The organism is Microcoleus sp. Pol1C5 (assembly GCF_036701115.1).
Classification (GTDB): Bacteria; Cyanobacteriota; Cyanobacteriia; order Cyanobacteriales; family Microcoleaceae; genus Microcoleus.
The window spans coordinates 77,006-100,005 of record NZ_JAUBQE010000009.1; the positions used below are offsets into that span (position 1 = coordinate 77,006).

General features: G+C 43.3%; 11 protein-coding genes. 8 read left to right on the plus strand and 3 right to left on the minus strand.

What is annotated here, in order from left to right; genetic code table 11:
* Positions 1-159: 159 nt before the first annotated feature.
* The gene (locus tag QUA23_RS07355) at positions 160-1,491 is read left to right on the plus strand and encodes a TAXI family TRAP transporter solute-binding subunit (protein WP_333073632.1); all 1,332 of its coding nucleotides are present in this window, start codon (positions 160-162) and stop codon (positions 1,489-1,491) included.
* Positions 1,492-1,626: 135 nt separating this feature from the next.
* Here QUA23_RS07355 and ruvB read toward each other — a convergent pair whose 3' ends face one another.
* On the minus strand, positions 1,627-2,724 hold the full coding sequence (gene ruvB / locus QUA23_RS07360; protein ID WP_333073634.1) for a Holliday junction branch migration DNA helicase RuvB: 1,098 nt from the start codon (positions 2,722-2,724) through the stop codon (positions 1,627-1,629).
* Between the two features lie 71 nt (positions 2,725-2,795).
* Between ruvB and QUA23_RS07365 the strand changes: the two genes are divergently transcribed.
* From QUA23_RS07365 to QUA23_RS07395, 7 genes are all read left to right on the plus strand, one after another.
* Entirely contained in the window at positions 2,796-3,335 is a 540-nt protein-coding gene (locus tag QUA23_RS07365; RefSeq protein ID WP_333073636.1) for a hypothetical protein, read from the plus strand.
* A gap of 181 nt (positions 3,336-3,516) precedes the next feature.
* Positions 3,517-4,368, plus strand: a complete 852-nt coding sequence (locus QUA23_RS07370) for an ABC transporter permease (protein WP_445243477.1) — start codon at positions 3,517-3,519, stop codon at positions 4,366-4,368.
* 134 nt (positions 4,369-4,502) lie between these two features.
* Complete coding sequence (locus tag QUA23_RS07375; RefSeq protein WP_333073638.1) at positions 4,503-5,915, plus strand: ABC transporter ATP-binding protein; 1,413 nt, start codon at positions 4,503-4,505, stop codon at positions 5,913-5,915.
* Between the two features lie 15 nt (positions 5,916-5,930).
* Entirely contained in the window at positions 5,931-7,451 is a 1,521-nt protein-coding gene (locus QUA23_RS07380) for a methyltransferase (RefSeq protein WP_333073640.1), read from the plus strand.
* A gap of 46 nt (positions 7,452-7,497) precedes the next feature.
* Positions 7,498-12,843 carry a glycosyltransferase gene (locus QUA23_RS07385; RefSeq protein ID WP_333073642.1) on the plus strand — a complete coding sequence of 1,782 codons (5,346 nt, stop codon included), beginning with the start codon at positions 7,498-7,500 and terminating at the stop codon, positions 12,841-12,843.
* A 138-nt stretch (positions 12,844-12,981) separates the two neighbouring features.
* Entirely contained in the window at positions 12,982-13,710 is a 729-nt protein-coding gene (locus QUA23_RS07390) for a class I SAM-dependent methyltransferase (protein WP_333073644.1), read from the plus strand.
* Positions 13,711-13,805: 95 nt separating this feature from the next.
* Positions 13,806-15,086 carry a glycosyltransferase family 4 protein gene (locus QUA23_RS07395; RefSeq protein WP_333073645.1) on the plus strand — a complete coding sequence of 427 codons (1,281 nt, stop codon included), beginning with the start codon at positions 13,806-13,808 and terminating at the stop codon, positions 15,084-15,086.
* A gap of 432 nt (positions 15,087-15,518) precedes the next feature.
* Here the strand turns inward: QUA23_RS07395 and QUA23_RS07400 are convergent, their stop codons facing one another.
* Together QUA23_RS07400 and QUA23_RS07405 are read right to left on the minus strand one after the other, a co-directional pair.
* Complete coding sequence (locus QUA23_RS07400; RefSeq protein WP_333073647.1) at positions 15,519-17,063, minus strand: response regulator; 1,545 nt, start codon at positions 17,061-17,063, stop codon at positions 15,519-15,521.
* Positions 17,063-22,990: an AAA family ATPase gene (locus tag QUA23_RS07405; protein WP_333073648.1), complete on the minus strand. Its 5,928-nt coding sequence runs from the start codon at positions 22,988-22,990 to the stop codon at positions 17,063-17,065. Before QUA23_RS07405 ends, QUA23_RS07400 begins: the two co-directional genes overlap by 1 nt.
* Between the last annotated feature and the right edge of the window lie 10 nt (positions 22,991-23,000).

Sequence of the window (23,000 nt, forward strand, 5' to 3'; positions counted from 1 at the left end):
AATATCGGGCTCGGCTTTTCAATAATTGGATGGGTAATGGGTAATTCGGAGTTGGCTCCGCCAATCCCATTCTCCCCCGTGTCCCATTTGCCGCGTTTCATGCTGATTTTCATCTAGAATACTTTTGATTTTGCCACGTTCTATGGAGTCTCAACCTTAATGCAAAATAAATTTCTGTTTCCCATTGCTCTATTAAGTGTTGTCTTGATTGGAGCTTTTGGGTGGAATCTGCACCAAGACAAGCAGCGAGTCCATGAATTAACCCTGGCGACTGGAACGAAAAGCGGGAATTATTATCCTTTCGGGCAGGCAATTGCTGAGGTAGTTACGCAACAAAATCCGCGTCTGCGAATTCGAGTTATTGAGAGTCAAGGTGCTGAGGAAAATATGCGCCTGCTTCAGGCAAATGAGGTGCAGTTAGCCATCGTGCAGAACAATACAGAGGGGGGGCCTGCGGCGAGGGTAGTGGCTGCTTTGTTTAAGGAGGTTTTTCACTTAATTGTTTCGGAAAAGTCTGGCATTCAAAATGTTGCTGATTTGCAGGGAAAAAATATTGCGCTGATGGCTGAAGGCAGCGGTTCTTACACTTCTTTTTGGTTGGTCAGCAAACATTACGGTTTGAAAGAAAGCGATTTTAAATTTACTGCTGGCTCTTGGGATGATGCTACTAAGTTGTTTGCTAGCGGCGAGGTTGATGCTATTTTTAGGGTGCTACCTCCGGGGAGCAATGTTGTTAGCGATTTGTTGCAAAATACCCAGGGCAAATTGGTGCCGATTGACCAAGGAGCTGCGATGAAAATTAAAGTGCCTTATCTGGAAGCTGATATGATTCCTAAAGGTACTTACAAGGCAGATCCTCCGGTTCCTGATGCGGATTTACCCAGTGTTGGAGTGCAGGCTAATCTGCTGGCTGGGGAGGATCTAGATCCGATAATCGTCAAGGAAATTACGCGAATTTTGTTCGAGTACCGCCGCAACTTGGTAGCTGCTAATTCCCTGGGAGCTATGATTAGTCAGCCGGGAGGCACCGGGAGTTTGTCTTTGCCCGTTCATGAGGGGGCTCAGGCTTATTACGATCGCGAAAAGCCGGATTTTGTTGCTGCTAATTCTGATGCTATCGGTTTGTTTGTCTCCATCGGCACTCTTTTGGCTTCTTGGCTTTGGCAGTTGCGATCGCGCTTTTTGCAGAAACAAAAAAATCGAGCTGATAAATTTAATTTGGATATTTTAAGTTTGATCCAACAAATTCGCCAAGCGAAAGCTTTGGAAGAAATTGATCGGTTGCAGGCAGAGTTATTTAATATTTTTAATCAAGTGATTGTGGATTTGGATGAAGATCGGATTGATTCAGAATCGTTTCAATCTTTTACTTTTACTTGGGAAACTGCGATTAAGATTGCAGGGGAGCGAGAAAAAATGCTGCGGAATGTGCAGTTTGTTTCCTATTCTTTAGAATCTGATGCGACTCTTATCAAAGAGCGGGAGATTTAATTTATATTCCTCGTTGGCACTTGGGCTTGAGCGCCTGGAGGTTCGTAGTTGCGCTCTTTGCGCCCCAAAGTTTGTAGTTGAACTCAAGTCCTAAAGCGCAACTACAAACGCAATGGCTGCGTAATTCAGCAATTTCTACTCCTTTGAGCCGATGAAGCCTAAGTGTTTCCAAGCAGCGGCTGTGGCAATTCTGCCCCGACTTGTCCGCTGCAAAAATCCGATTTGCATTAAATACGGTTCGTATACATCCTCAATTGTTTGAGTGTCTTCTCCTGTGGAAGCTGCGAGAGTTTCTAAACCCACCGGGCCGCCGTTAAAGTTTTCGATCATTGCTGTCAAAAGGCATCGATCAGTCCAATCCAAACCTAGCGGATCGACGTTGAACAGTTCGAGGGCGACTGAGGCAACTTCGCCATTAATTGGCTTTAATTTTTTGACTTCGCTGTAGTCTCTAACTCGTCGCAGCAAGCGGTTAGCGATCCGGGGCGTTCCGCGAGCTCGGCGGGCAATTTCTGTGGCTCCTTCTGGGGTGATTTGAGTGTCGAGAACTTGGGCACTTCTTTGGACAATTAGACTGAGTTCGTCTATTTCGTAGTAGCGCAATCTTTGGATCAAGCCGAAGCGATCGCGCAATGGAGATGTCAGGGACCCGACTTTTGTGGTTGCTCCTACTAAGGTAAAGGGTTTCAGGGGAATGCTGCGAATTTTGGCGCTTTTGCCTTGACCGATCGTAATATCTAACCGACAGTCTTCCATTGCCGGATAGAGGATTTCTTCTGTAACTTTAGATAAACGGTGAATTTCGTCTATAAACAGCACGTCGCCTGCTTTGAGGTTGATCAGCAATCCGACAATATCTCGCGGTTTTTCTAAAGCTGGGGCGGTGGTGATTTTGCATTCAACTTCCATTTCTGCTGCTAGAATTAGCGACATTGTGGTTTTTCCTAACCCTGGAGGCCCGTAGAGTAACAGGTGATCCATAGGTTCGCCGCGAGATTTAGCTGCTGCAATTGCGATCGCCAAAACTTCTCTCAAGTCTTTTTGCCCGATGTATTCAGCTAAGCGCTGGGGTCGGATTTTGTCGTCTTGTTTGCTATTGATTTCGTCGGGTAGTTCTTGCGCTTCTACCAGAGATTCCGCCTGGGGTTTGGCGGCTTTTTTGCGACGGGCCGGGGCTATGTCTTCGGGTAGATTTTGGTCGGAGGGCTGTTGTTTGGAGGAGATAATAGCCATATTTATCTGCGATCGGGCAGCGGGAATTGTTTACAATTATTGGCAGAATCTTGACAATTATTGAGTTCGTTATGAGTATTCCATCTTCTTTGTTAGCATCGGAAAGCATAACTTTTGAGGGGGCGATCGAGCTGACTCAATCTTTACTGTCGTTCATTGAGGCCGATCGACTTTTACAAGCCGACATCCAGCAAGCTGTTACATCTCTGGTGAAAACACAGAACGGTGCTAGGGGGTTTTTTGTCACCTATCTAACGGACGATCGACAGGAGGCAGATCACCCGTCACCCGGAGTAGTCGAGGCGCTGCGATCGGCTCCTGAGATCGTAGCAGAACTGCTGGTGAAAAATTTGGCGATGTCGGCGGCAATGGTTGTACATCATTCGCGCCAGCAAAAGGAGGAAATGGCGGCCGATTCTGCTAGAGTGCAGGAGCGATCGCGCAATTTAATTCAAATGCTGCAAATCCAAGCCTGTCAAACTATAGCGTCGCAAATGCTAGAAAGTTTGCAGAATGCCAACGGCGAGTATGAAAAATTTTTCCAGCGGTGGGGCTACGACGACGAGCAAAAACTAGCGATCGGTTCGGCAGTTCGATCGGCGATCGGCTAAAATAACCTCCGAAGGAAGGGGAAAGAAGAAAGAAAAAAGAAGCCCAAGCCAGGGTGGCAGATGCTTGATCAAAACGACGGGGCTGTGGAATAATTGCGGTTTAGCAAAAGCTGCACAATTGTAGCTTGAGTTGATTTAGGTGTGAAGCTAGTGAACGAGGGCGAAAAAATTGCAGAGAACTGTGAAAGGAGTTGCCCAAAAGGCCCGAAAGCTGGGCGGCAGGCTGCCCAGAAGTACGCCCCGGCGCTGGGCGAAGCTGAATCTGCTGGCAACCTTGGTGCGCCGGGACTTGGAAGCTCAATACAAAGGCTCGATTCTGGGCAATTTGTGGCCGCTGCTGAATCAGCTATCGCAATTGGTGATTTACACATACGTATTTTCGATCGTCCTCAAGGTAAAGCTCAGCCTTGCAGGCTTCCCAGAAAACAGCGACATTACATTTGGAGTCTGGCTGTTTGCAGGTTTGCTGCCTTGGAGTGCCTTCACCAGCGGTTTGATCAAGTCGGGAGTATCGGTGGTCGGGCAGCCGAATTTAGTGAAAAAAGTGGTATTTCCTCTCGGTTTGCTGCCGCTAGTGCCGATTTTTACAGCTTTTATTGAAAGTTCTCTGGGTTTAGCAGCTTTGATTGTGATAGTAGCAGTGTCGTCGCAAAAGCTCAACGCTACTTTATGCTTGCTGCCGCTGGTGTGGATACCTCAGTTGCTGATAACTGCTGGTTTGGGATATTTGACAGCGGGCTTGACTGTATTTTTGCGAGACATTCCTCAGACATTAGGTGTTATTCTAAATTTTTGGTTTTATTTGACGCCGATCGTCTACCCAGCATCAATCATCCCCCAAGAGTGGCGAGCGTGGATATTTTGGCTAAATCCAATGGCCGCCATCTCGGAGGTTTATCGAGACCTCATACTGCTTGGAGAAGTTAAGCATTGGGGCGAATGGGGTGTCGCCACGCTAATTTCTGCTGCTATATTTTGTGGAGGTTTGGCGGTTTACCGGCGTTTGCGTCCCGCTTTTGCTGACGTACTGTAAATTTGTTTGAGATCTACAGTCAATCTAAAATCTAAAATCTAAAATCTAAAATCGATTGTGCTGTAAATATGTTTGAGATTTCAAGTCAATCTAAAATCTAAAATCTAAAATCTAAAATCGATTGACTGCCGCCAATGACAGAAAATGTAATTTCACTAAAAAATGTTTCCAAATGCTTTAAGCGGTACGATCGTCCTGGAGACCGCTTAAAGGAAATTATTTACCCCAGCAAAAAACTGGCTGACGAATTTTGGGCCCTACACGACATCAATCTGGAAATTCCTCAAGGACAAACTCTGGGAATAGTCGGTCGCAACGGTTCGGGAAAAAGCACTCTCCTGCAAATAATTGTAGGGACGCTGACTCCTACCGCAGGAAGCGTGGATGTTAAAGGGCGAGTCTCCGCTTTGTTGGAACTCGGAAGCGGGTTTAACCCGGAATTTACCGGGCGACAAAATGTGTTTTTTAACGCTCAGTTACTGGGATTCAATCAAAAAGAAACTGAAGAAAAATTTGACGATATAGCTGCTTTTGCTGATATTGGCGATTTCATCGAACAGCCAGTCAAGACTTATTCTAGCGGTATGTTTGTCAGGCTAGCTTTTGCCGTTGCGACTAGCGTCGAGCCAGATATTTTGGTGGTTGACGAGGCGCTTTCGGTGGGAGACGAAGCTTTTCAACGCAAGTGTTTTGCCCGCTTGCAAAGCATTCAGGAAGGTGGCGGAACAATTTTATTTGTTTCTCACGCTGCTACTTCTGTGGTGCAACTTTGTACCTCGGCAATTTTAATGGATAGCGGTGAATTGCTGCTCGCTCACACGCCGAAGGTGGTAATTTCTAAGTATCAAAAACTGATTTATGCCGATCCGGATCAGGTTTTGGGGTTGAAGTCAGATATTCGAGCTCTGAACCAACTGACAAAACAGGAAAGTCAAGATCAGCTTCAGGATGCTAATTTAGAAAGCACAAAGAGGGAAGTTAAACCAGAGCAACATCTCTCTAAACCCAAGGAATATTATGATGAATTTTACGATCCGGGGATGATACCGTCGAATACGGTAAGGTATCCGTCTCGCGGAGCGGAAATTATCAACCCCCACATCGAGACGCTGAAGGGAAATGTGGTAAATCACTTGATCGGTCGTCAAGATTATATTTATACTTACTCTGTCACTTTCTCCCGGTCAACTTCCAAAGTTAGGTTTGGAATGTTGATTAAAACAATTAGCGGTTTTGAGTTGGCGGGTGCTTCTTTGAAGGCTTCTACTCAGTCAGTTAGGTATGTGGAAGCAGGAACGACAATTGTAGTGAAGTTTCAGTTTAAATGTTTGCTGAATCCCGGTGTTTATTTTCTGAATGCTGGCGTTGTGGGAACGGTTGATGGAGATTTAACTTATCTGGATCGCTGTGTTGATGTGGCGATGTTTAGAGTTCAGTCTTGTACTGAGTCTTGCGGTAACGGCATCGTTGACTTGCTGATCGAACCGTGTTTAACTGTTGTTAATGCTGATTCTCTAGTAAAAGAGCAGTCAACAGAGGTGATCTAAAATTCTGTAAAAACAATGAGCAATATCAATTTAGATTTAGTCGAAAATCCCGTAATCAAAGCATTTATTCAAGATCAAGCTAAGTTGCCGGAAAATTTTAAACTGAATATCTGCGAAGACGATGAAATGTATTTGTTCAGCTTGAACAACGTCAAAGACGATCGCGATCGGGCTTTGGTGCGCTATTATTCGATCGGGCGTCGCATCTTGGATACAGTTAAACAAGTTGTGGAATGGCATTTTGGCAGTTTTGAAAATGTACCTTCTTTTCTAGATTTTGCCTGCGGTTACGGTCGATTTACCAGATTTTTGATTCAGGAAATACCGCCGGAACGAATTTGGGTTTCTGATATTTATGCTAACGCGGTTAAGTTTCAAACTGAATACTTGGGGGTCAACGGTATTGTCTCAACTGGAAAGCCAGAAAATTATTTAATTGGCCGCAAGTTTGACTGCATTCTGGCTAATTCTTTTTTCAGCCATATGCCGGAAAGAACTTTTACAAGTTGGTTACAAAATTTGTACGATTTGTTGACTCCTAACGGCATTTTGATGTTCAGCGTTCACGATGAGTGTTTGCGCCTAGCCAGTATAGAAATGCCTGCCAATGGTATTTTGTTTAGTCCTCAAAGCGAAAGCCAGTCTTTAGATAAGGAGGAATACGGCACAACTTATGTAACTGAAAAGTTTGTGAGAGAATGTGTCGCGCGAGTTAGCGGAGGCAAAGCTTTTGTTCACCGCATCAAAAAAGGCATCTGCAGATTTCAGGATTTGTATGTTGTCACAAATGAGCTAGTTAGAGATTTTTCGGAGTTGAAATTTAATCATCACCCGGAAGGATATATTGATGTTGCTGCTTTTACAAATAAGGAGAATTTGTATCTAGAAGGATGGGTAGCTGATGTGAATCTCAACGGTCGAATTGAGGAGCTGCAAGTGCTGGTAAACGGCGAGGTTGTACAGAGGTGCGAGCCTTTTTACGATCGCCCTGATGTAGCTGGATATTTTGAAACTGATGGGGCTTTGCAGTCGGGTTGGAGCTGTTATTTACCCAAAAACACTGTCGGGCTGCAGGATGTGTTAATAGTCAAAGCAATCAATAACTATGGTTGGGAATGGATTCTGGAAACTTGCACGGTTAAATCGCTGGTTAACCAAAGACAATCGCAGTCTTTATTGGGTTCTACTCAGACAAAACTCAAATTACTTGAGACTCAGTTAGAGTCGGCTAGGATAGAATGGGAGCAAAATCAAAGTAAGTTAATGATTACTGAAACAAAGTTGGAAGAATCTCAAACAAGTTTGCAAGAAGCTCAAACTCAATTAGTTTCAGCTCAAACACAATTGGAGCAAACTCAAAATCAGTTAGTAGCTGTGCAAATGCAGTTGGAAAAAACTGAAAATCAACTAATTAATCTCAAGCAAGAACTAGAGCAAGCGAAGTGTCGGGTTTTAGCAATGGAAAGCAGCAAGTTCTGGAAGATGAGAAGCGCGTGGTTTCAAGTCAGGCGCTCCCTGGGCTTAGCAGGAGAGTAGCGAGTAAATTTGGTTGGTGTGGGTATTAGGGCGAGGGAGATAAATTGTGAGTACAAATGACAGCAAACCGTCGGTTTTTATTGTTACCGGAATGCACCGTTCCGGTACGTCTTTAACAGCTTCTTTGTTTCAGAAAGTGGGGGTTGATATTGGTAAAAAGTTAGTGGGCCCGGCCGACGGAAATGTGAAAGGTCATTTCGAGAATGTTGATTTTGTGGAGTTTCACAAAAGTGTTTTGCGATCGCACGGTATTGATGAACTCGGATGTACGTTTGAAAAAACGATTCCGGTAGCAGCGGAATACGTGGAAATCGCCAAAAGGGCGATCGACCAAAATCAACAAACTCACAAACATTGGGGTTGGAAAGACCCGCGAACAGCCCTTTTTTGGGATTTTTGGCTGACTTTGCTCCCCGAAGCTAATTTTATCTGTGTTTATCGATCGCCCTGGGAAGTAGTAGATTCTCTTTACCGCCGGGGAACCGATCTCAGCTTGCTGCAAAATCCCGAAAAGGCAGTAAAAATGTGGATTCACTACAATCAACAAGTTTTAGAACTTTACGAACGTTTCCCCCATCGCTGTCTCCTAGCCAACGTTTATCCCATCGGCAACACTCCTGAACTTTTCCTCGATCGAGTCAACGAAAAATTTAATGTTAACTTAGGTGCGATACCGGGCGACAATTTTGAAGAATCTTTATTAGTCAACGATATTGTCAAAAGTCACAGACCGAGTTTAATAGAAAAATATTTTCCCGAAGCATTAGAACTATATGAACTTTTGGAAACCCAAGCTGGCAATCTCAGCAGCGACTCGAAAGGTGCGATCGATCAAGTTATTCATTTCCCAGCATCTCCAATCTGGCCATTTGAAGATTGGCTAAAAATCCGCTTGCTGGAAAAACAACAAAAAACTAGCTCTTCCGAACTCAAACAGTGGCAAGAACAATTTCACCAGGCCCAGGCGAAAGTGTTGGGATTAGAGACAGAATTAGGAGCAACTCAAGTACAGCTTGCAGGCAAAGAATCAAATTTTCAAGAAGCTTTAGCAAAACTCCTCGGATTAGAAACCGAATTAGGACAAACTCAGGTACAGCTTGCAGGCAAAGAATCACAATTTCAAGAAGCTTTAACAAAAGTCTTAAAATTAGAAGCAGAATTAGGGCAAACTCAGGTACAGCTTGCAGGCAAAGAATCGCAATTTCAAGAAGCATTAGCGAAACTCCTCGGATTAGAAACAGAATTAGGACAAACTCAGGTACAGCTTGCAGGCAAAGAATCGCAATTTCAAAAATCTTTAGCGAAAGTATTAGAATTAGAAGCCGAATTAGGGCAAACTCAGGTACAATTTGAAGAGACTGAATTTATATTGCAGCAAAAGTTAGCTGAGTTAATTCAGCTAGAAACAGCACAAAGTCAAAATCAGGAAAGATTAAAGGATACTCTGGAAAAATTAGAACACTCCCGCCAGGAAAATGAAAATTTTCGGGCAGAACTTGCTACAATCAAGTCTTCAATAGGGTGGCAACTGAGAGAAAAGTTGTGGGAAGTTCAGCGCAAAATCCGCGACTTGTTCCCTAAATTTATTTTTTCGTTAGATCAACCCACTACTTGGCAAGTTTGTGATTCCAACCTGCTAATTGTCGGCTGGGTTTTTAACCAAAAAAGAGAGACTAAAGCAGTCCGGGCCAGAATTAAAGACCAGAGTTTTGCAGGCGTTTACGGCATAGATAGAAGTGATATAGCGCTAGCACACTATAATATTGCTGCTGCGAAGAAATCAGGTTTTACAATTCAATTGGAAGCGCCTGCCGGACGACACGAAGTGCTACTGGAAGCGCAAGACGATCGAGGTAAATGGCATCTTTTGGCAGCTTATCCGTTGTTAGTTTCAACGATTCAAGCATCGTTAGATGTACCGGTGGTGTGGGAACAGCGTCAGGGTCAAATTTTGTTTGCAGGTTGGTGCTGCCACCACGATCACAAAATTGCTAAATTAAGCTTGTTGTGCGGCGATACTTCTGTAGAATGCGCCTACGGTTTGCGCCGAAAAGATGTCGGCGAAGTGTTCCCCGACTGGGTTAACAGTTCGGAAAGCGGTTTTGAGACCCTTGTGGATTTGCCGCCAGGGGAATGGCACGTTTCTCTGCAAGCGGAGTTAGAAACCGGGGAAATTTTGTATTTTCAAGCGCCGAAAAAATTGACTGTGCGGCGCTACAATATCTGGCAGCGAAGTACAGATAAATTTGAGGAGTTATCAAGGTTTACAGCCGCAATTCAGCAGCGGGCGAAGGAAAGAAAACAGCGTCTCGGCAGAATTGTGCCGATGCCTTGGGAAATTGTGAAGGTGATTCGCCAGTTGGGGAAGATTTATCGCCAGCAAAAACAGTTTACTGCGCCGGGAGATTTGCTGCCGCCTGCGGGTTTTGTGGTGCCTCAACCCATTGATAGGTATGACGCTTGGCTTCAGGTGAATCAGTGGAACGATCGCGCGCGCGATTACTTGATTTCTCGGTTAAAATCCTGCCGGGAACCCCTGCCAAAAATTTCGGTAGTAATGCCAGTTTACAACCCGCAGATAGATTTTCTCGAAAGTGCGCTCGACAGCGTAATCAATCAAGTTTATCCAAACTGGGAACTCTGCATTGCCGATGATTGCAGCACCGATTTCACTGTTGCTGAAAATTTGAAAGGCTGGGTTCAAAAGGACGATCGTATCCGCATCACATTTCGTACAGAAAACGGCAACATCAGCGCAGCCACCAACAGCGCCGCCGCCCTCGCAACAGGCGACATCATCCTGTTTTTAGACAACGACGACGAACTCACTCCCGACGCGTTAGGCGAAGTCGCCCTATATTTTGCCGCGCATCCAGCTACCGACTTTCTCTATTCCGACGACGACAAAATCGACACTAAAGGTCGCCGATTCGCCCCGCAATTCAAACCGGAATGGTCGCCAGAACTGCTGCTTTCCTATATGTATCTCGGTCATTTGTGCGCCGTGAGAAGACACATTTTTGAACAAATAGGAGGTTTGCGGATAGGTCTTGAAGGCTCGCAAGATTACGATTTTGCCTTGAGAGCCACCGAAATTTCTCGCCACGTCGCGCACCTGCCGTTAGTGCTGTATCACTGGCGAACCGCACCCGGTTCTACAGCCATATCTGGGGCCGCGAAACCCGCCAGTTTTGCCGCAGGTCAACAAGCCATTCAAGACGCACTAAACCGCCGCAAAATTAACGGCAATGTCGCTCAGCACGCATGGGCGATCAAAGAAAATTTGGGCATATTTGCCCAGGATTTCCCGGATAATGGCCCATCAGTAACGGTAATTATTCCTACTAAAAATCAGCTTAAATTGCTGAAAGCCTGCCTGGATTCTCTAGAAACTACAACCTACAAAAATTATCAAGTTGCCGTTATCGACAACGAAAGCGACGACCCTAAAACTCTGGAATATTTAAGCCAATTAACTTGCCAAGTTTTGAGAATAAAAAATCCTGGGGGCAAGTTTAGTTTTGCAGCAATTAACAACCGCGCTGCCGAACAAGTTGACAGCGAATATGTGTTGTTTTTGAACAACGATACTGAAGTAATTAACCCGCGCTGGCTGAGTCAAATGGTGGGATATGCTCAAATTCCCGCAGTGGGTGCAGTCGGCGCGAGGCTGTTATATCCAGACGGCAGAATTCAGCACGCGGGCGTAATTCACGGGCTGCATCACGGTTTGGCGGGTCACGCTTTTAAGCTGATGGACAAGAATAATCGAGGCTATCTTTCTCAAGCGATGGTAACGCGAAATTACTCTGCGGTAACAGCCGCTTGCACGATTACTCCGCGTCAATTGTTCTTAGAATTGGGCGGTTTTGATGAGGAGAATTTTGCTGTTGCTTACAATGATGCAGATTACGGATACCGATTGTTAGAACGCGGTTATCGGTGCGTATATTGTCCCGATGCCGAGTTGTTGCACAAAGAGGGAACTTCTAGGGGTTTTACCGACAATCCTCAAGAAGTGGCGGCTTTTAGGCGTAAGTATGCGGGCAAAAATGACAGTTTTTACAGTCCTCATTTGTCTTTAGAAGATGAGTATTTTCATATTCAACCTCGACGGGTTTTTATGAAGGAAGAAGAGAGAAGGAAGAAGGAAGAAGGAAGAGGGAAGAAGGAAGAAGGTTATACATTGGAAGTTTCCGATTCTGGTTTGTTGGTAGCAGAAGCAGAGAATTTGATTCATCCTGTTAGAGTTTTGATGTGCAGCAATTCGCTGGATTTTACTGGTGCGCCGCTGCATCAGTACGAAATTGCGGTGAAATTGGCGGCAGAGGGTGTGGTTAAGCCGATCGTACTTTGCACAACAGACGGACCCCTGCGTCAAGCTTACGAACAGCAGGGAATTGAAGTAATTGTGCGCGACAATCCTCTCGAACACATCTACCAGCGCGATGCTTACGATGAAGCCATCCGCAGTTTTAGCACAGAAATTGCAAGTTTAAAAGTAGATACAATTTATGCCAATACTTTAGAAAACTTTTTTGTAGTTGATGCGGCGTACCAAATCGGAATTCCTGTGGTGTGGAACGTGCACGAAAGCGAACCTTGGCAAACTTATTTTAACAGGTTTGGTTCGGAGATTGCGGCGAGAGCTTTAGAGTGTTTTCGCTTTCCTTACAAGGTGATTTTTGTGGCGGATGCAACGCGGGACAGGTATTTGCCTCTCAACAGCCACCACAATTTTACCGTGATTCACAACGGCTTAGATTTGAGCAAACTGGAAAATTCGGACAATTCTGAATTGCCTAGAAAAAGTTTAGGTGTTGCAGCGGAAGATGTGGTAATTTTGCTGCTGGGAACGGTATGCGAACGCAAAGGTCAGCAGGATTTAGTTAAAGCACTTTCACTTTTGCCTGACAAATGGCACAATAAAATTAGGTGTTTTATTGTGGGCGATCGCCCGAGTATTTACAGCAATAAATTAGCCGATTTGGTGGGGGAGTTGCCAGAAGAGTTGCGGGAAAGGGTGACAGTAGTCCCGGAAACTGGGGAGACTGGAAAATATTACAAATCCGCTGATATTTTTGTTTGCACTTCTCGCGTCGAAAGTTTTCCAAGAGTGATTTTGGAGGCAATGTCTTGCGATTTGCCAATTATTACAACCCCTGTTTTTGGAATTAGAGAACAAGTGAGGCCTGGAATTAATGGTTTGTTTTATACGCCAGATCGCCCGGACGAATTAGGTGCAGCTTTGATTAGTTTACTGGAGGATAAATCTTTACGGCAGCAGTTAGCTGAAAACGCTAAATATGTCTTGGATTCACTTAATACTTTTGAGGAAATGACTCAAGCTTATGCAGAGATTTTCTGCGAAGCATATTTCAGCCGTCATTAGTCATCTTACAGTGCCAGCCTCCGCCCCAGTGAAGGGCAGTAACTCACCTCGTAGACTTTTGGCAGGATTTAATATAATTTGCCAAGAATTGCGGAACATATTGAAAATTGAGCCATCAATACTATAAAATAATCAAAAATGAACGATGATAAAATGACCGATCGCCCAAGAGTAGATTATGAAAGGGCATGGGACAGTTACGCCCAACAGTGGCAAAAAACTAATGCCGAACTTGCCCATATTGGCGACGAATGGATAGGTAAAGCTGCCGGTGCCGCCAACTCCTTAGCCGAATACGAAGCGCTGATAGAACAGCAATTTATTGCGCCGTACATCAAAAAAGAACATACGGTTTTAGAAATTGGTATCGGCGGGGGAAAAACCGGTTCGCTGCTGCTGAAATATTGCGATCGACTAATTTGTGCCGACATTTCCAGTCAAATGCTGCAAGCCGCGCGATCGCGCTTAGGAGACGATCGCGTTTCTTACGTCAAACTCGACGGTTTAACATTAGACGGCATCGCCCCAGGTTCAGCCGATGTCTGCTTTTGTTACGATACAATGGTACACGTAGAGCCGGTAGATATATTCAACTATCTGACTCGAATTCCCAAACTGCTGCGAGGCGATCGAATTTGTGTGTTTCACCACACAAATATTTTTAGCGAATTAGGGTGGCAAAAATTCGCCACCGAGTGGGACAAAAACTTGCTAGGGCACAGAGACGGCACAGCCTTTTCAATTATGACTGATACAATTATGGAAAAATTTCTCCATCATTTAAACTATGAAATCATCCTGAAAAATACATCTTCAGTACCGCGAGATTGCGTCTGGATCTGCAAAGCACCAACCCCCAGTGAATAAAACCAAAGCTTTTTAGGTGAATCAAAATATTTTATTCCAACTAACGACAGAAAACAGTCACCAGTTAACAGAAAACAGTCAACAGACAACAGTCAATGAAAGCATTATTTCTCCATCCCAACTTTCCCGCCCAATACCGCCACATTATCACGGCTTTAGGCGCCGATCCCAAAAATCAAATTGTTTTCGGCACTAAAAATGAGCGACCAGAGTGGAACATTCCCGGCGTTCGCAAAGCAGCATTTACCCCCAGCCGGGAACCCCACGCCCAGACTCACCAATACGTCCGCCCTTTAGAAAGTGCCGTCATCTACGGACAAGCCGTATTTAGAATGGCAGAACAACTCAAAGCAGATGGTTTTGTCCCCGATATTATCTGCGGACATTCCGGTTGGGGGCCGACATTGTTTGTCAAAGAAGCCTTTCCAAATACGCCGCTTTTGTGCTATTTCGAGTGGTTTTATCATGCTATTGGTTCAGACGCAGATTTCGACCCAGCGGAACCTTTAACAGTTGACGATATGGCCAGAATTAGAATCAAAAATGCGCCGATTCTGATCGATTTATATTCTTGTGATTGGGGTTTGTCTCCCACTTATTGGCAGCGATCGCAATTCCCGCCCGAACTACAACAAAAATTATCCACACTCCACGACGGCGTAGATACCGATTACTTCAAACCAGACCCCGGTGCTAAACTGGTTTTACCTAACTTAGACTTGTCTGGCGTGGATGAAATTGTCACCTACGTATCGCGGGGAATGGAACCTTACCGGGGTTTTCCCGAATTCATTGAGTCGATCGCCTATGTGCAAGAACGCCGCCCCAACTGTCACGTCGTAATCGTTGGTTCCGAAAGAGTTTGTTATGGGCGTTCTTTACCCAACGGCGAGTCTTACAAGGACTATATGCTCAAAAAAGTCCCCCTAGACTTGTCGCGAGTTCACTTTGTCGGGCCCCTACCTTACGGACTTTATCTAAAAGTAATTCAAGCATCCGACGTACACGTTTATTTGACCAGACCTTTTGTGCTATCTTGGTCCATGATTGAATCTCTATCAACCGGATGTTTAGTAATCGGTTCCGACACAGGACCAGTCAGAGAAGTTATCCGCGATGGAGAAAACGGTTTGCTAGTCGATTACTTCTCACCGAAACAAGTAGCCGATCGGATTGATGAAGTTTTAGACCATCCTACCCGCATGGCAGAAATTCGCATCAAAGCCCGTCAAACCGCCTTAGAACGCTACAGTTTAGCTAAAATGCTGCCGCAACATTTACAACTAATTGAGCAAGTAGCAAATCGTTCCATGCCACCTACAGTTGGTATGGAACCAGAACGGGAATTAGCAGCATCTTTTGCAGTGAGAATTTAGCAATAAAGTTAGTCAAGACGACGCGCTGCATAATAGCGGGATGATTTTGATTTTTTTGTGGGATGGACGTCCCGCCGGTCCGGCTTATTTTTGATTTTTTTGTGGGATGGGCGTCGCGCCCGTCCCGTGTATTTTCGGGCGTTGCATAATGGAAGTATAAACTGTCCTAAATTTTTCCTAAATGTGAATCCGCCCCAATCAGCAATAGCAAAGGAGCATCTCATATTGGTAAAAATACTTCTTCTCCTTCCTTCTGACTCCTGCCTCAAAACTCCAATTTCTAGCTTGGCTGCAAAAGTGAGATGCTCCCGAAAGCTTCTATCGGTTTCTTACTTCATTACCTAAAGTATGGGAATATCCCCCTGCCCGATCGATTTTGATATAGTTGTGCAACCCTTAAAAGTTATTAAACTCCCGTTTTGTTAAAATCAACTAAGAAATCCCTAAAGCTGTTTCAGACACCGTAATTAAATTATTAGCAAAAATTTTCTGGTTAATTGGAATATCAATAATAAAGATTGCCCCCTGATTAGGAGCTGAAATACAATTGAGCTGCCCCCCGTGTTTATCCACTACAATCTGATGGGAAATTGACAGCCCAATACCAGTACCCTTCCCGATAGGCTTAGTAGTAAAAAATGGCTCAAATAGGTGTTGGCTAATTTCTTCTGTCATCCCAGGCCCGTTATCCTTAATATGAATTAACACCCGATTAGAGTCTGTGACCTCCGTGCGAATGAAAATCTTAGAAGGATTAGCTTTCATTTCACTTAACGATCTCGTCGTATTATAATCATCTATGGCATCAATGGCATTAGCAACAAGATTCATAAACACCTGGTTAAGCTGACCCGCATAACACTCTACCAGAGGCAGATTGCCGAATTCTTTAACCACCTCAATTGCAGGTCGATCGCCCCTTCCTTTAACACGGTTATGCAAAATTAACAGAGTGCTATCAATACCCTGGTGAATATCCACTGGTTTCATCTCAGATTCATCCAATCGCGAGAAGATTCGCAGCGACTGAACAATTTCGCGAATTCGGTCTACACCTACCTTCATTGAACTCAGCAATTTAGGTAAGTCTTCCACCAAAAAATCTAGTTCTATTTCGTCTATTTTTTGTTCAATTTTTGGACCTGCCTCCGGAAATTCTTGGTGATAAAGATTGACTAGATCAATCAAATTTTGGGTATAATCATGAGCGTAAGAAACATTCCCAAAAATAAAATTAACGGGATTATTGATTTCATGGGCTACACCTGCAACAAGCTGACCTAGAGAAGACATTTTTTCGCTCTGCACAAGTTTAGTCTGCGTGATTTGTAATTCTAGAAAAGCCTTTTCTAAACATTTAGTTTGGCTTCGCAATTGAGCTTCCGATTGTTGCAATCCCGCCTCTGCTTGCAGACGCTCTTGAATCTCCTGTTTGAGCAATTGATTGGATTGCAAAAGTTCAGCCGTCCTTTCCTCCACTCGCCTTTCCAACTCCGATGCCAGCTTCAACAGCGAGGATTCCGCTTCGACACGCTGTTCGATTTCTGCTTGCAAGCACACATTTTTATCTAAGAGTTTTTTCGACAGGTTGCGGAGCTTCATGTGGACATTAACACGAGCTAAAACTTCTTCATGCTGAAGAGGCTTAGTAATATAATCCACCGCACCCAGACTCAAACCTTTAACCTTATCCACCGTATCAGCAAGAGCAGTCATAAAAATCACGGGAATGTCTCTCGTTAAATCATTCGCTTTCAAACGGCGACAAGTTTCAAACCCATCTATTCCGGGCATGAGCACATCCAACAGGATCAGATCCGGTGGGGCATATTCTACCTTCTGGAGAGCACTTTGCCCATCTCTAGCTACCAATACCTTGAAGCCAAAATCTGCCAAAAAATCGAACAGGACACCTAAATTAGTCGGAGTGTCATCTACGATTAAAATTGTGCTTTGTTCGGGAAGTTCGTTATTCATTATTTGGCAATCCTATATTTCTTAATAAACTCCAAGATTTGTTGTTCTTCAAATCCTTTCACTAACTGGCGTAGATGCGTAGCAAAGGGCCCCCATTGCTCATTGAGTTCTTCTAACTTTTTAGCTTCCTCCCCAATGGCTCGAAGATCGCCCATCATCGCTAAATTGAATAAAACGGCGATTACCTCATCGGGGGGAGCTATGATTTCAGAACTTAGAGATTTTTTTTCTCCTTCTGCTTTCCTAATCTCTTCCAGATTTTCTTCATAAATCCATTCTAACCCTAAATGAGTACGTAATTTTTCTAAAAGCTCCTCGATTCGTATGGGTTTGGGAATAAAATCATTGCAACCTACCTCAACACTTTGTTGTCGATCAAAATCAAAAACGCTGGCAGAAGTAGCAATCACCACTAACTTAGCCTGATCTAGTGATTTGCGAATCCGGCGCGTTGCTTCTAAGCCACTCATTACGGGCATCATCAAGTCCATTAAAATACAGTCGGGTTTAAACTCGACCACCTTGTTTAAACAGTCCTGACCCTCCGTTGCTTCCAGAATTTCAAATCCTAACGGCTGAAGCATTCCCGCTATGATCGAGCGATTCTGCCACTTGTCATCAGCTATGAGAATCTTTCGCTTTCGGCCTTTGAAACCAACGATTGTGTGGGCATTGGCTTTGGCTGCATTAGTCGCCCATTCCGATACCTCTGGCAAATCTAAATCGAACCAGAAAACGCTCCCTTGTCCTAATGTACTATTCACCTTTATTTCACCGCCCATCATCTGGACTAATTGGCGGCTAATTGCCAGTCCCAACCCGGTTCCTTCAACCTTGTGGTTAGTATCTCCTACTTGATGAAAAGGCAAAAATATGTCTTGCAATTGCTCTGGTGCCATACCCACTCCGGTATCTTCCACTTGAAACCGGATTTTGCCCTCCTGATATCCTACTTTGAATACCACCCCACCTTTTTCGGTAAACTTAATCGCATTGCCGAGTAAGTTGATTAAAACTTGCCGCAATCGTTTTTCATCACCCTGAACGGCAATAGGTAGTTGGGTAATGGGCTCGTAAATCAGGGAAATTCCTTTTTGTTCGGCCCGAATATTACAAATTTCAGCGATGCCTTCCAAAAATTGTGAGAAATGGAAATTACTCAAGTGAATTTCCATTTTTCGGGCTTCGATTTTGGACAGGTCTAAAATATCGTTAATCAGGGTTAAGAGGTGATCGCCACACTGACTAATGACGTTCAGACCATCTTTTTGCTGGTCAGCCAAGTTTTTTTGTCGTTTGAGGATTTGCGTGTAACCTAAAATGCCATTGAGTGGCGTTCGGAGTTCGTGGCTCATATTAGCAAGAAACTCACTCTTGGCAGAGTTGGCGGCTTTCGCTAATTCTTCTGCTTTTTGTAAATGGATATTTTTTTCTTGTAACTGTTGCGTTCTTTCTACCACCTTCGCTTCTAAAGTAGCGTTGGCTGCTGCCAAATCGTTATAAAGACGGGCATTTTCAATCGAAATAGCTGCTTGAGAAGATAAAACTTGTAAAACTTCTAAACGATCGGGAGTAAAAGCACCAGTTGTGAGATTATTTTCTAAGTAAAGAATGCCAGTCAGTTTTCCTTGATGGACGATGGGAGTACATAATACTGACTTGGGTTTTTGGTTGACGATATAATTATCCGCCGTGAAGTTTCCCTCACAACTCGCATCGTTTAATACAACATTTTCCTGAGTTCGGGCAACATAGTTAATCAAAGATATGGGTAGTTGCTGACTTTTTTCTACGGGGATTGTTTGCAGCACTTCTACATCGCTATCTATGCTTCCGTAAGCTTCTATTAGTAGATTTTCAGCTTTTTCTAAAATGAAAATGCCACTTTGAGCACCCGCATTCTCGATCGCAATTTTCATCAATTTCGCCAACAGCTTACTCAGTACAATTTCACCAGAAAGAGCTTGAGATGCTTTGATCACAGTAGCTAAATCTAGAGCTCCTGCACTTCCTCCACTCGTCGAGGTAGTGGTCATCGTGACCTGGCTACGTTGAGTTTCTGGCTTGGCTATCCGGGAAAATATTTGAGGATATCTGGCTTCTAAATCTTTGACTATAGCTTTCGCTCCCCAGCGACTATATCCGTAGTAAGCATCTGTTAAATAAATCCGAGCAATTTTATCTTTAGCGCGGGACAAATAAAACTCTCCTGCTAGTTCGTTGGCTAATGCTTCTTCTTGGATATATCCCTGTTCTTTGGATCCGGCTATGGCGCGATCGTAATAATCAGCGGCTTCTAAAGGTTGTCCCAAAATCCGCGCTTTTTCTGCTTCTACTAAGTCATACTTGTGCTGAAAATTGCACGGCGCATGGAACGCCCAAGTCTTCATTCTTTCTTGGTTAGCTGCTACTACACTTAGATATTTTTCTTTCTCTTTTGGCGAGGCTTTTGAATACAGTGCTAGGAGGGAAAGAGAATGGTAAAAGTTGTCGATACTCATGTGGATTAATCCTGCACCCATGCTGGCGTAGTTTAATGCTAAATGAGCAATTATTACTGTTTGATTAAACTCTTTGAATAAATAAGATAGCATCATTTTGCCGGCATAATAGGCATAGAGCAAAGTCCCATTATTAGAAGCTATAATTCCTGGCAGTAGTTCTTTTTCATTAAAGCTTGCACCTAGTAAATGGTATTTGCCTGAGTTTTTGTCCAGTAAATTGTCAACTATTTGTTGGTGAACTTTCACAAATAAAGTATCATATTCTTGTTTGAGCTGAATGGTCATACAAACATATTTTGCCTGTTCTTGCTCAAGTTTTTGTAGCTCTCCCCCGCTAAAAAGTAAGTGATTGCAATAATTTGCTATACTGTGACAAGCATATTCTATATCTCCAGTTTCTATACCACTTTGAATTGCCTCAACCAAAGATTCTAGGGTTGCCTTAAGCGGATCTTTCCAAAACCTTGCCAGACAATTAAATATACAAATTATTTTGGATTTAAGGGTAAGTGCGTTAAATTGTTCTAGTAAAAAAATAGCTAATTTGCCAAATCGATATCCAGAATCTATGTCTCCTAATCCTCCACAGAGTAACACTCCATACCAAAGATAAGCAAAAGCAGACTCAGGCGAATTTCCATACTTAATAGACAAGGCTATTTTTGTATAAAGAATTTGCGGAAACATCGCAGGATTTACAATAAAAGCTGGTGTTATAATAAGATTTAATATTCGCATAGCTGCGAGTTTATCGGGAACTGTCATTGTCGGCAAGTTAGCTAAATCATCAACTATCAGTTCTTGAGGTGGTTCTGGCTCTAAGCTAATTCCGAACATTTCCAGAACGGCGATTCCATTATCTATAGCTGATATTCTCCGATTTTGAGACATCTCTAATTGAATTATAAGTTCGTAGACCTTGCCTTTTTCCAGAAGGGTTTTCGATTGTTTCAGGGTCGTCTCAGATAAATGTTGCGCTCGCTCATAATTAGTGTTTATATATTCAGTTTCTGCTGCTTCCAGATGGAGGTTAAACGTCAGCTCATATTGACTCTCCCAGCTATTATCGGGGAGTAGTTCTAAACCCACATTCAAATATTTGACAGCCGACTCATAAGCTGTGGCAGCTTTAGCTTTCTGTCCGGCGACCAGATTCAGTTCTGCCAACTCATATCTTTCCACCTCTAAAGTGATTAAATCCGTTCCATAATTTAGTTGGTTAACCAGTGCAAAGATATTTTCTTTTCGTTCTTCAGGGGTTGTGGAATTCAGCAGTAGCTGACCAATTTTTCGGTGAGTTTCTTTTTTCTGCTCGTCGGGTATCAGAGAATAAGACGCCTGTTGCACTCGGTCATGCAAAAACTTGTAGGTGACATTAAACTGCTCGGTTGAGTTTTCTGTAAATATTTCCGATTCAAATAGCAGGGGGATTTTGTAGGAATTATTTAGTGGCAGAACGAAACCAGCTTGTAGCGCTTCCCATAAATCCCTGGCCGTCTCTGACTGAGATTTTTTATTAGCAATTGCCAAAACTTCTAAACTAAATTTATCTCCTATACAGGCCGCTAATTTTAAGACATTCTGGGTCTGAGACGACAGCTTTTGAATTTGGCTAACCATCAATTCGACTACATTATCGCTGATATCAATGCCTTGAAGCAGTTGAATATCCCACTGCCAGCAAACTTGATTGAAATCAAAGGATAGGAGTTGGTCTTGATAAAGGGATTTGAGCAGTTGAGTTAAGAAAAAGGGATTCCCCTGGGTTTTCTGAAAAACTAACTCAGCCAGGGTCAAAACTTGGGAAATTTGACTGCGAAGGGTTTCGCTCACTAATTGGTTGACATGAGATATATCCAAAGGTTGGAGGATAATATTATTTACTATCGCCCTGGTATTTTGAATTTGCTCTAAAGTATAAATTAAGGGATGAGTGGCACTGACTTCATTATCCCGATAAGCCCCCATTAATAGCAAATATTTACTATCTGGATCGGTCATTATTAGCTGGATAAGCTTAAGCGAAGCTGAATCGGTCCACTGCAAGTCATCCAAAAATATCACTAAGGGGTGTTCGGCTTTACTAAACACCTGTATAAATTTTTGAAACACTCGATTAAATCGGTTTTGAGATTCAGTGGGTCCCAAAGTTGGAACCGCAAGCTGTGGATCAATAATCTTTTCTACTTCGGGAATCACCTCAATAATAATTGACCCATTGCCACCAAGTGCTTCGAGAATTTTAGCTTTCCAACTTGCTATTTGATCCGAATTTTCCGTGAGGAGTTGCCGCATCAATCCTTGAAATGCTTGAATTAGAGCAGCATAAGGAATATTGCGTTTAAATTGGTCAAATTTACCGCCAATAAAATACCCTCTCGCTGCCACTATTGGTTTATCAACTTCGTTAACTAAGGAAGATTTGCCGATACCTGAATAACCGGAAACTAGCATCATTTCCGTTGTCCCACCACTGACGCGAGCGAAGGCTTCTAGCAAACTAGCAACTTCTATTTCCCGTCCATAGAGTTTTTGCGGAATCAGAAATTGGCTGTAGGAATCTAGTTGACCGATAATAAAGTTGGAAATCTCTCCTGAAGAAAGCATCTCCTGGCAGGTTTCTAGGTCAGCTTTTAGTCCGAAAGCACTTTGATATCTATCTTCAGCGGTTTTAGATAATAATTTCATTACAATTTCAGAAACTGCATCCGGGATTTCGTGATTCAGCTTTTGAGGTGGTATAGGTGCTTTAGCTATATGGCAATGAACGAATTCCAGGGGGTCTTTTGCGGAAAAAGGTAGCTTACCCGTCAGCATTTCATAAAATGTAATACCGAGGGAGTAAAAGTCGGTGCGGTAGTCAACTGAGCGGTTCATTCTGCCAGTTTGTTCCGGCGACATATAAGCAAGAGTTCCTTCTAATAAGTTGGGATTTGTGATAGTTTGATTTTCTCGTTCTAAAAGAGAAGCAATGCTAAAGTCAATAATTTTTACTTCTTTTGTCTCTGGATCGATTAATATATTTTGGGGTTTAATGTCTTTATGGATAACATTACTCTGATGGATATCTCCAAGAGTTGTTGCTAACTGAATTCCGATTTTTATAAATGCGTTTATAGCCAAGGGTTGATTGTTAAGAAAATCTTTCAAAGATTGACCGCTAAAATTTTCTACTATCAGCGCTAAACCGTTATGATAGTTTTCTAACGCTATGGGCTTAACTATTCCTTCACTGTCTAAATGTCTGAGGATTTTATGTTCGTGTCTTAAGCGGGAAATTTCTTCGATTGTCGGATGCTCAGCTTTGAAGGTTTTGATAATTGCTGAGGTTCGATCAATATATTTGGTGCCGCGATAAATAATAGTATTGACACTTTCGTAAATGGCTTCACTGAGGTTGTAACCGAAAATAGTAATACTCATGTGCGTAATT

Bases quoted from the DNA above. Each gene is read 5' to 3' on its own strand.
- QUA23_RS07400 (WP_333073647.1), bottom strand. From the start codon at position 17,063: ATGAATAACGAACTTCCCGAACAAAGCACAATTTTAATCGTAGATGAC.
- QUA23_RS07395 (WP_333073645.1), top strand. From the start codon at position 13,806: ATGAAAGCATTATTTCTCCATCCCAACTTTCCCGCCCAATACCGCCAC.
- QUA23_RS07380 (WP_333073640.1), top strand. From the start codon at position 5,931: ATGAGCAATATCAATTTAGATTTAGTCGAAAATCCCGTAATCAAAGCA.
- QUA23_RS07365 (WP_333073636.1), top strand. From the start codon at position 2,796: ATGAGTATTCCATCTTCTTTGTTAGCATCGGAAAGCATAACTTTTGAG.
- QUA23_RS07390 (WP_333073644.1), top strand. From the start codon at position 12,982: ATGAACGATGATAAAATGACCGATCGCCCAAGAGTAGATTATGAAAGG.
- QUA23_RS07405 (WP_333073648.1), bottom strand. From the start codon at position 22,990: ATGAGTATTACTATTTTCGGTTACAACCTCAGTGAAGCCATTTACGAA.
- ruvB (WP_333073634.1), bottom strand. From the start codon at position 2,724: ATGGCTATTATCTCCTCCAAACAACAGCCCTCCGACCAAAATCTACCC.
- QUA23_RS07355 (WP_333073632.1), top strand. From the start codon at position 160: ATGCAAAATAAATTTCTGTTTCCCATTGCTCTATTAAGTGTTGTCTTG.
- QUA23_RS07375 (WP_333073638.1), top strand. From the start codon at position 4,503: ATGACAGAAAATGTAATTTCACTAAAAAATGTTTCCAAATGCTTTAAG.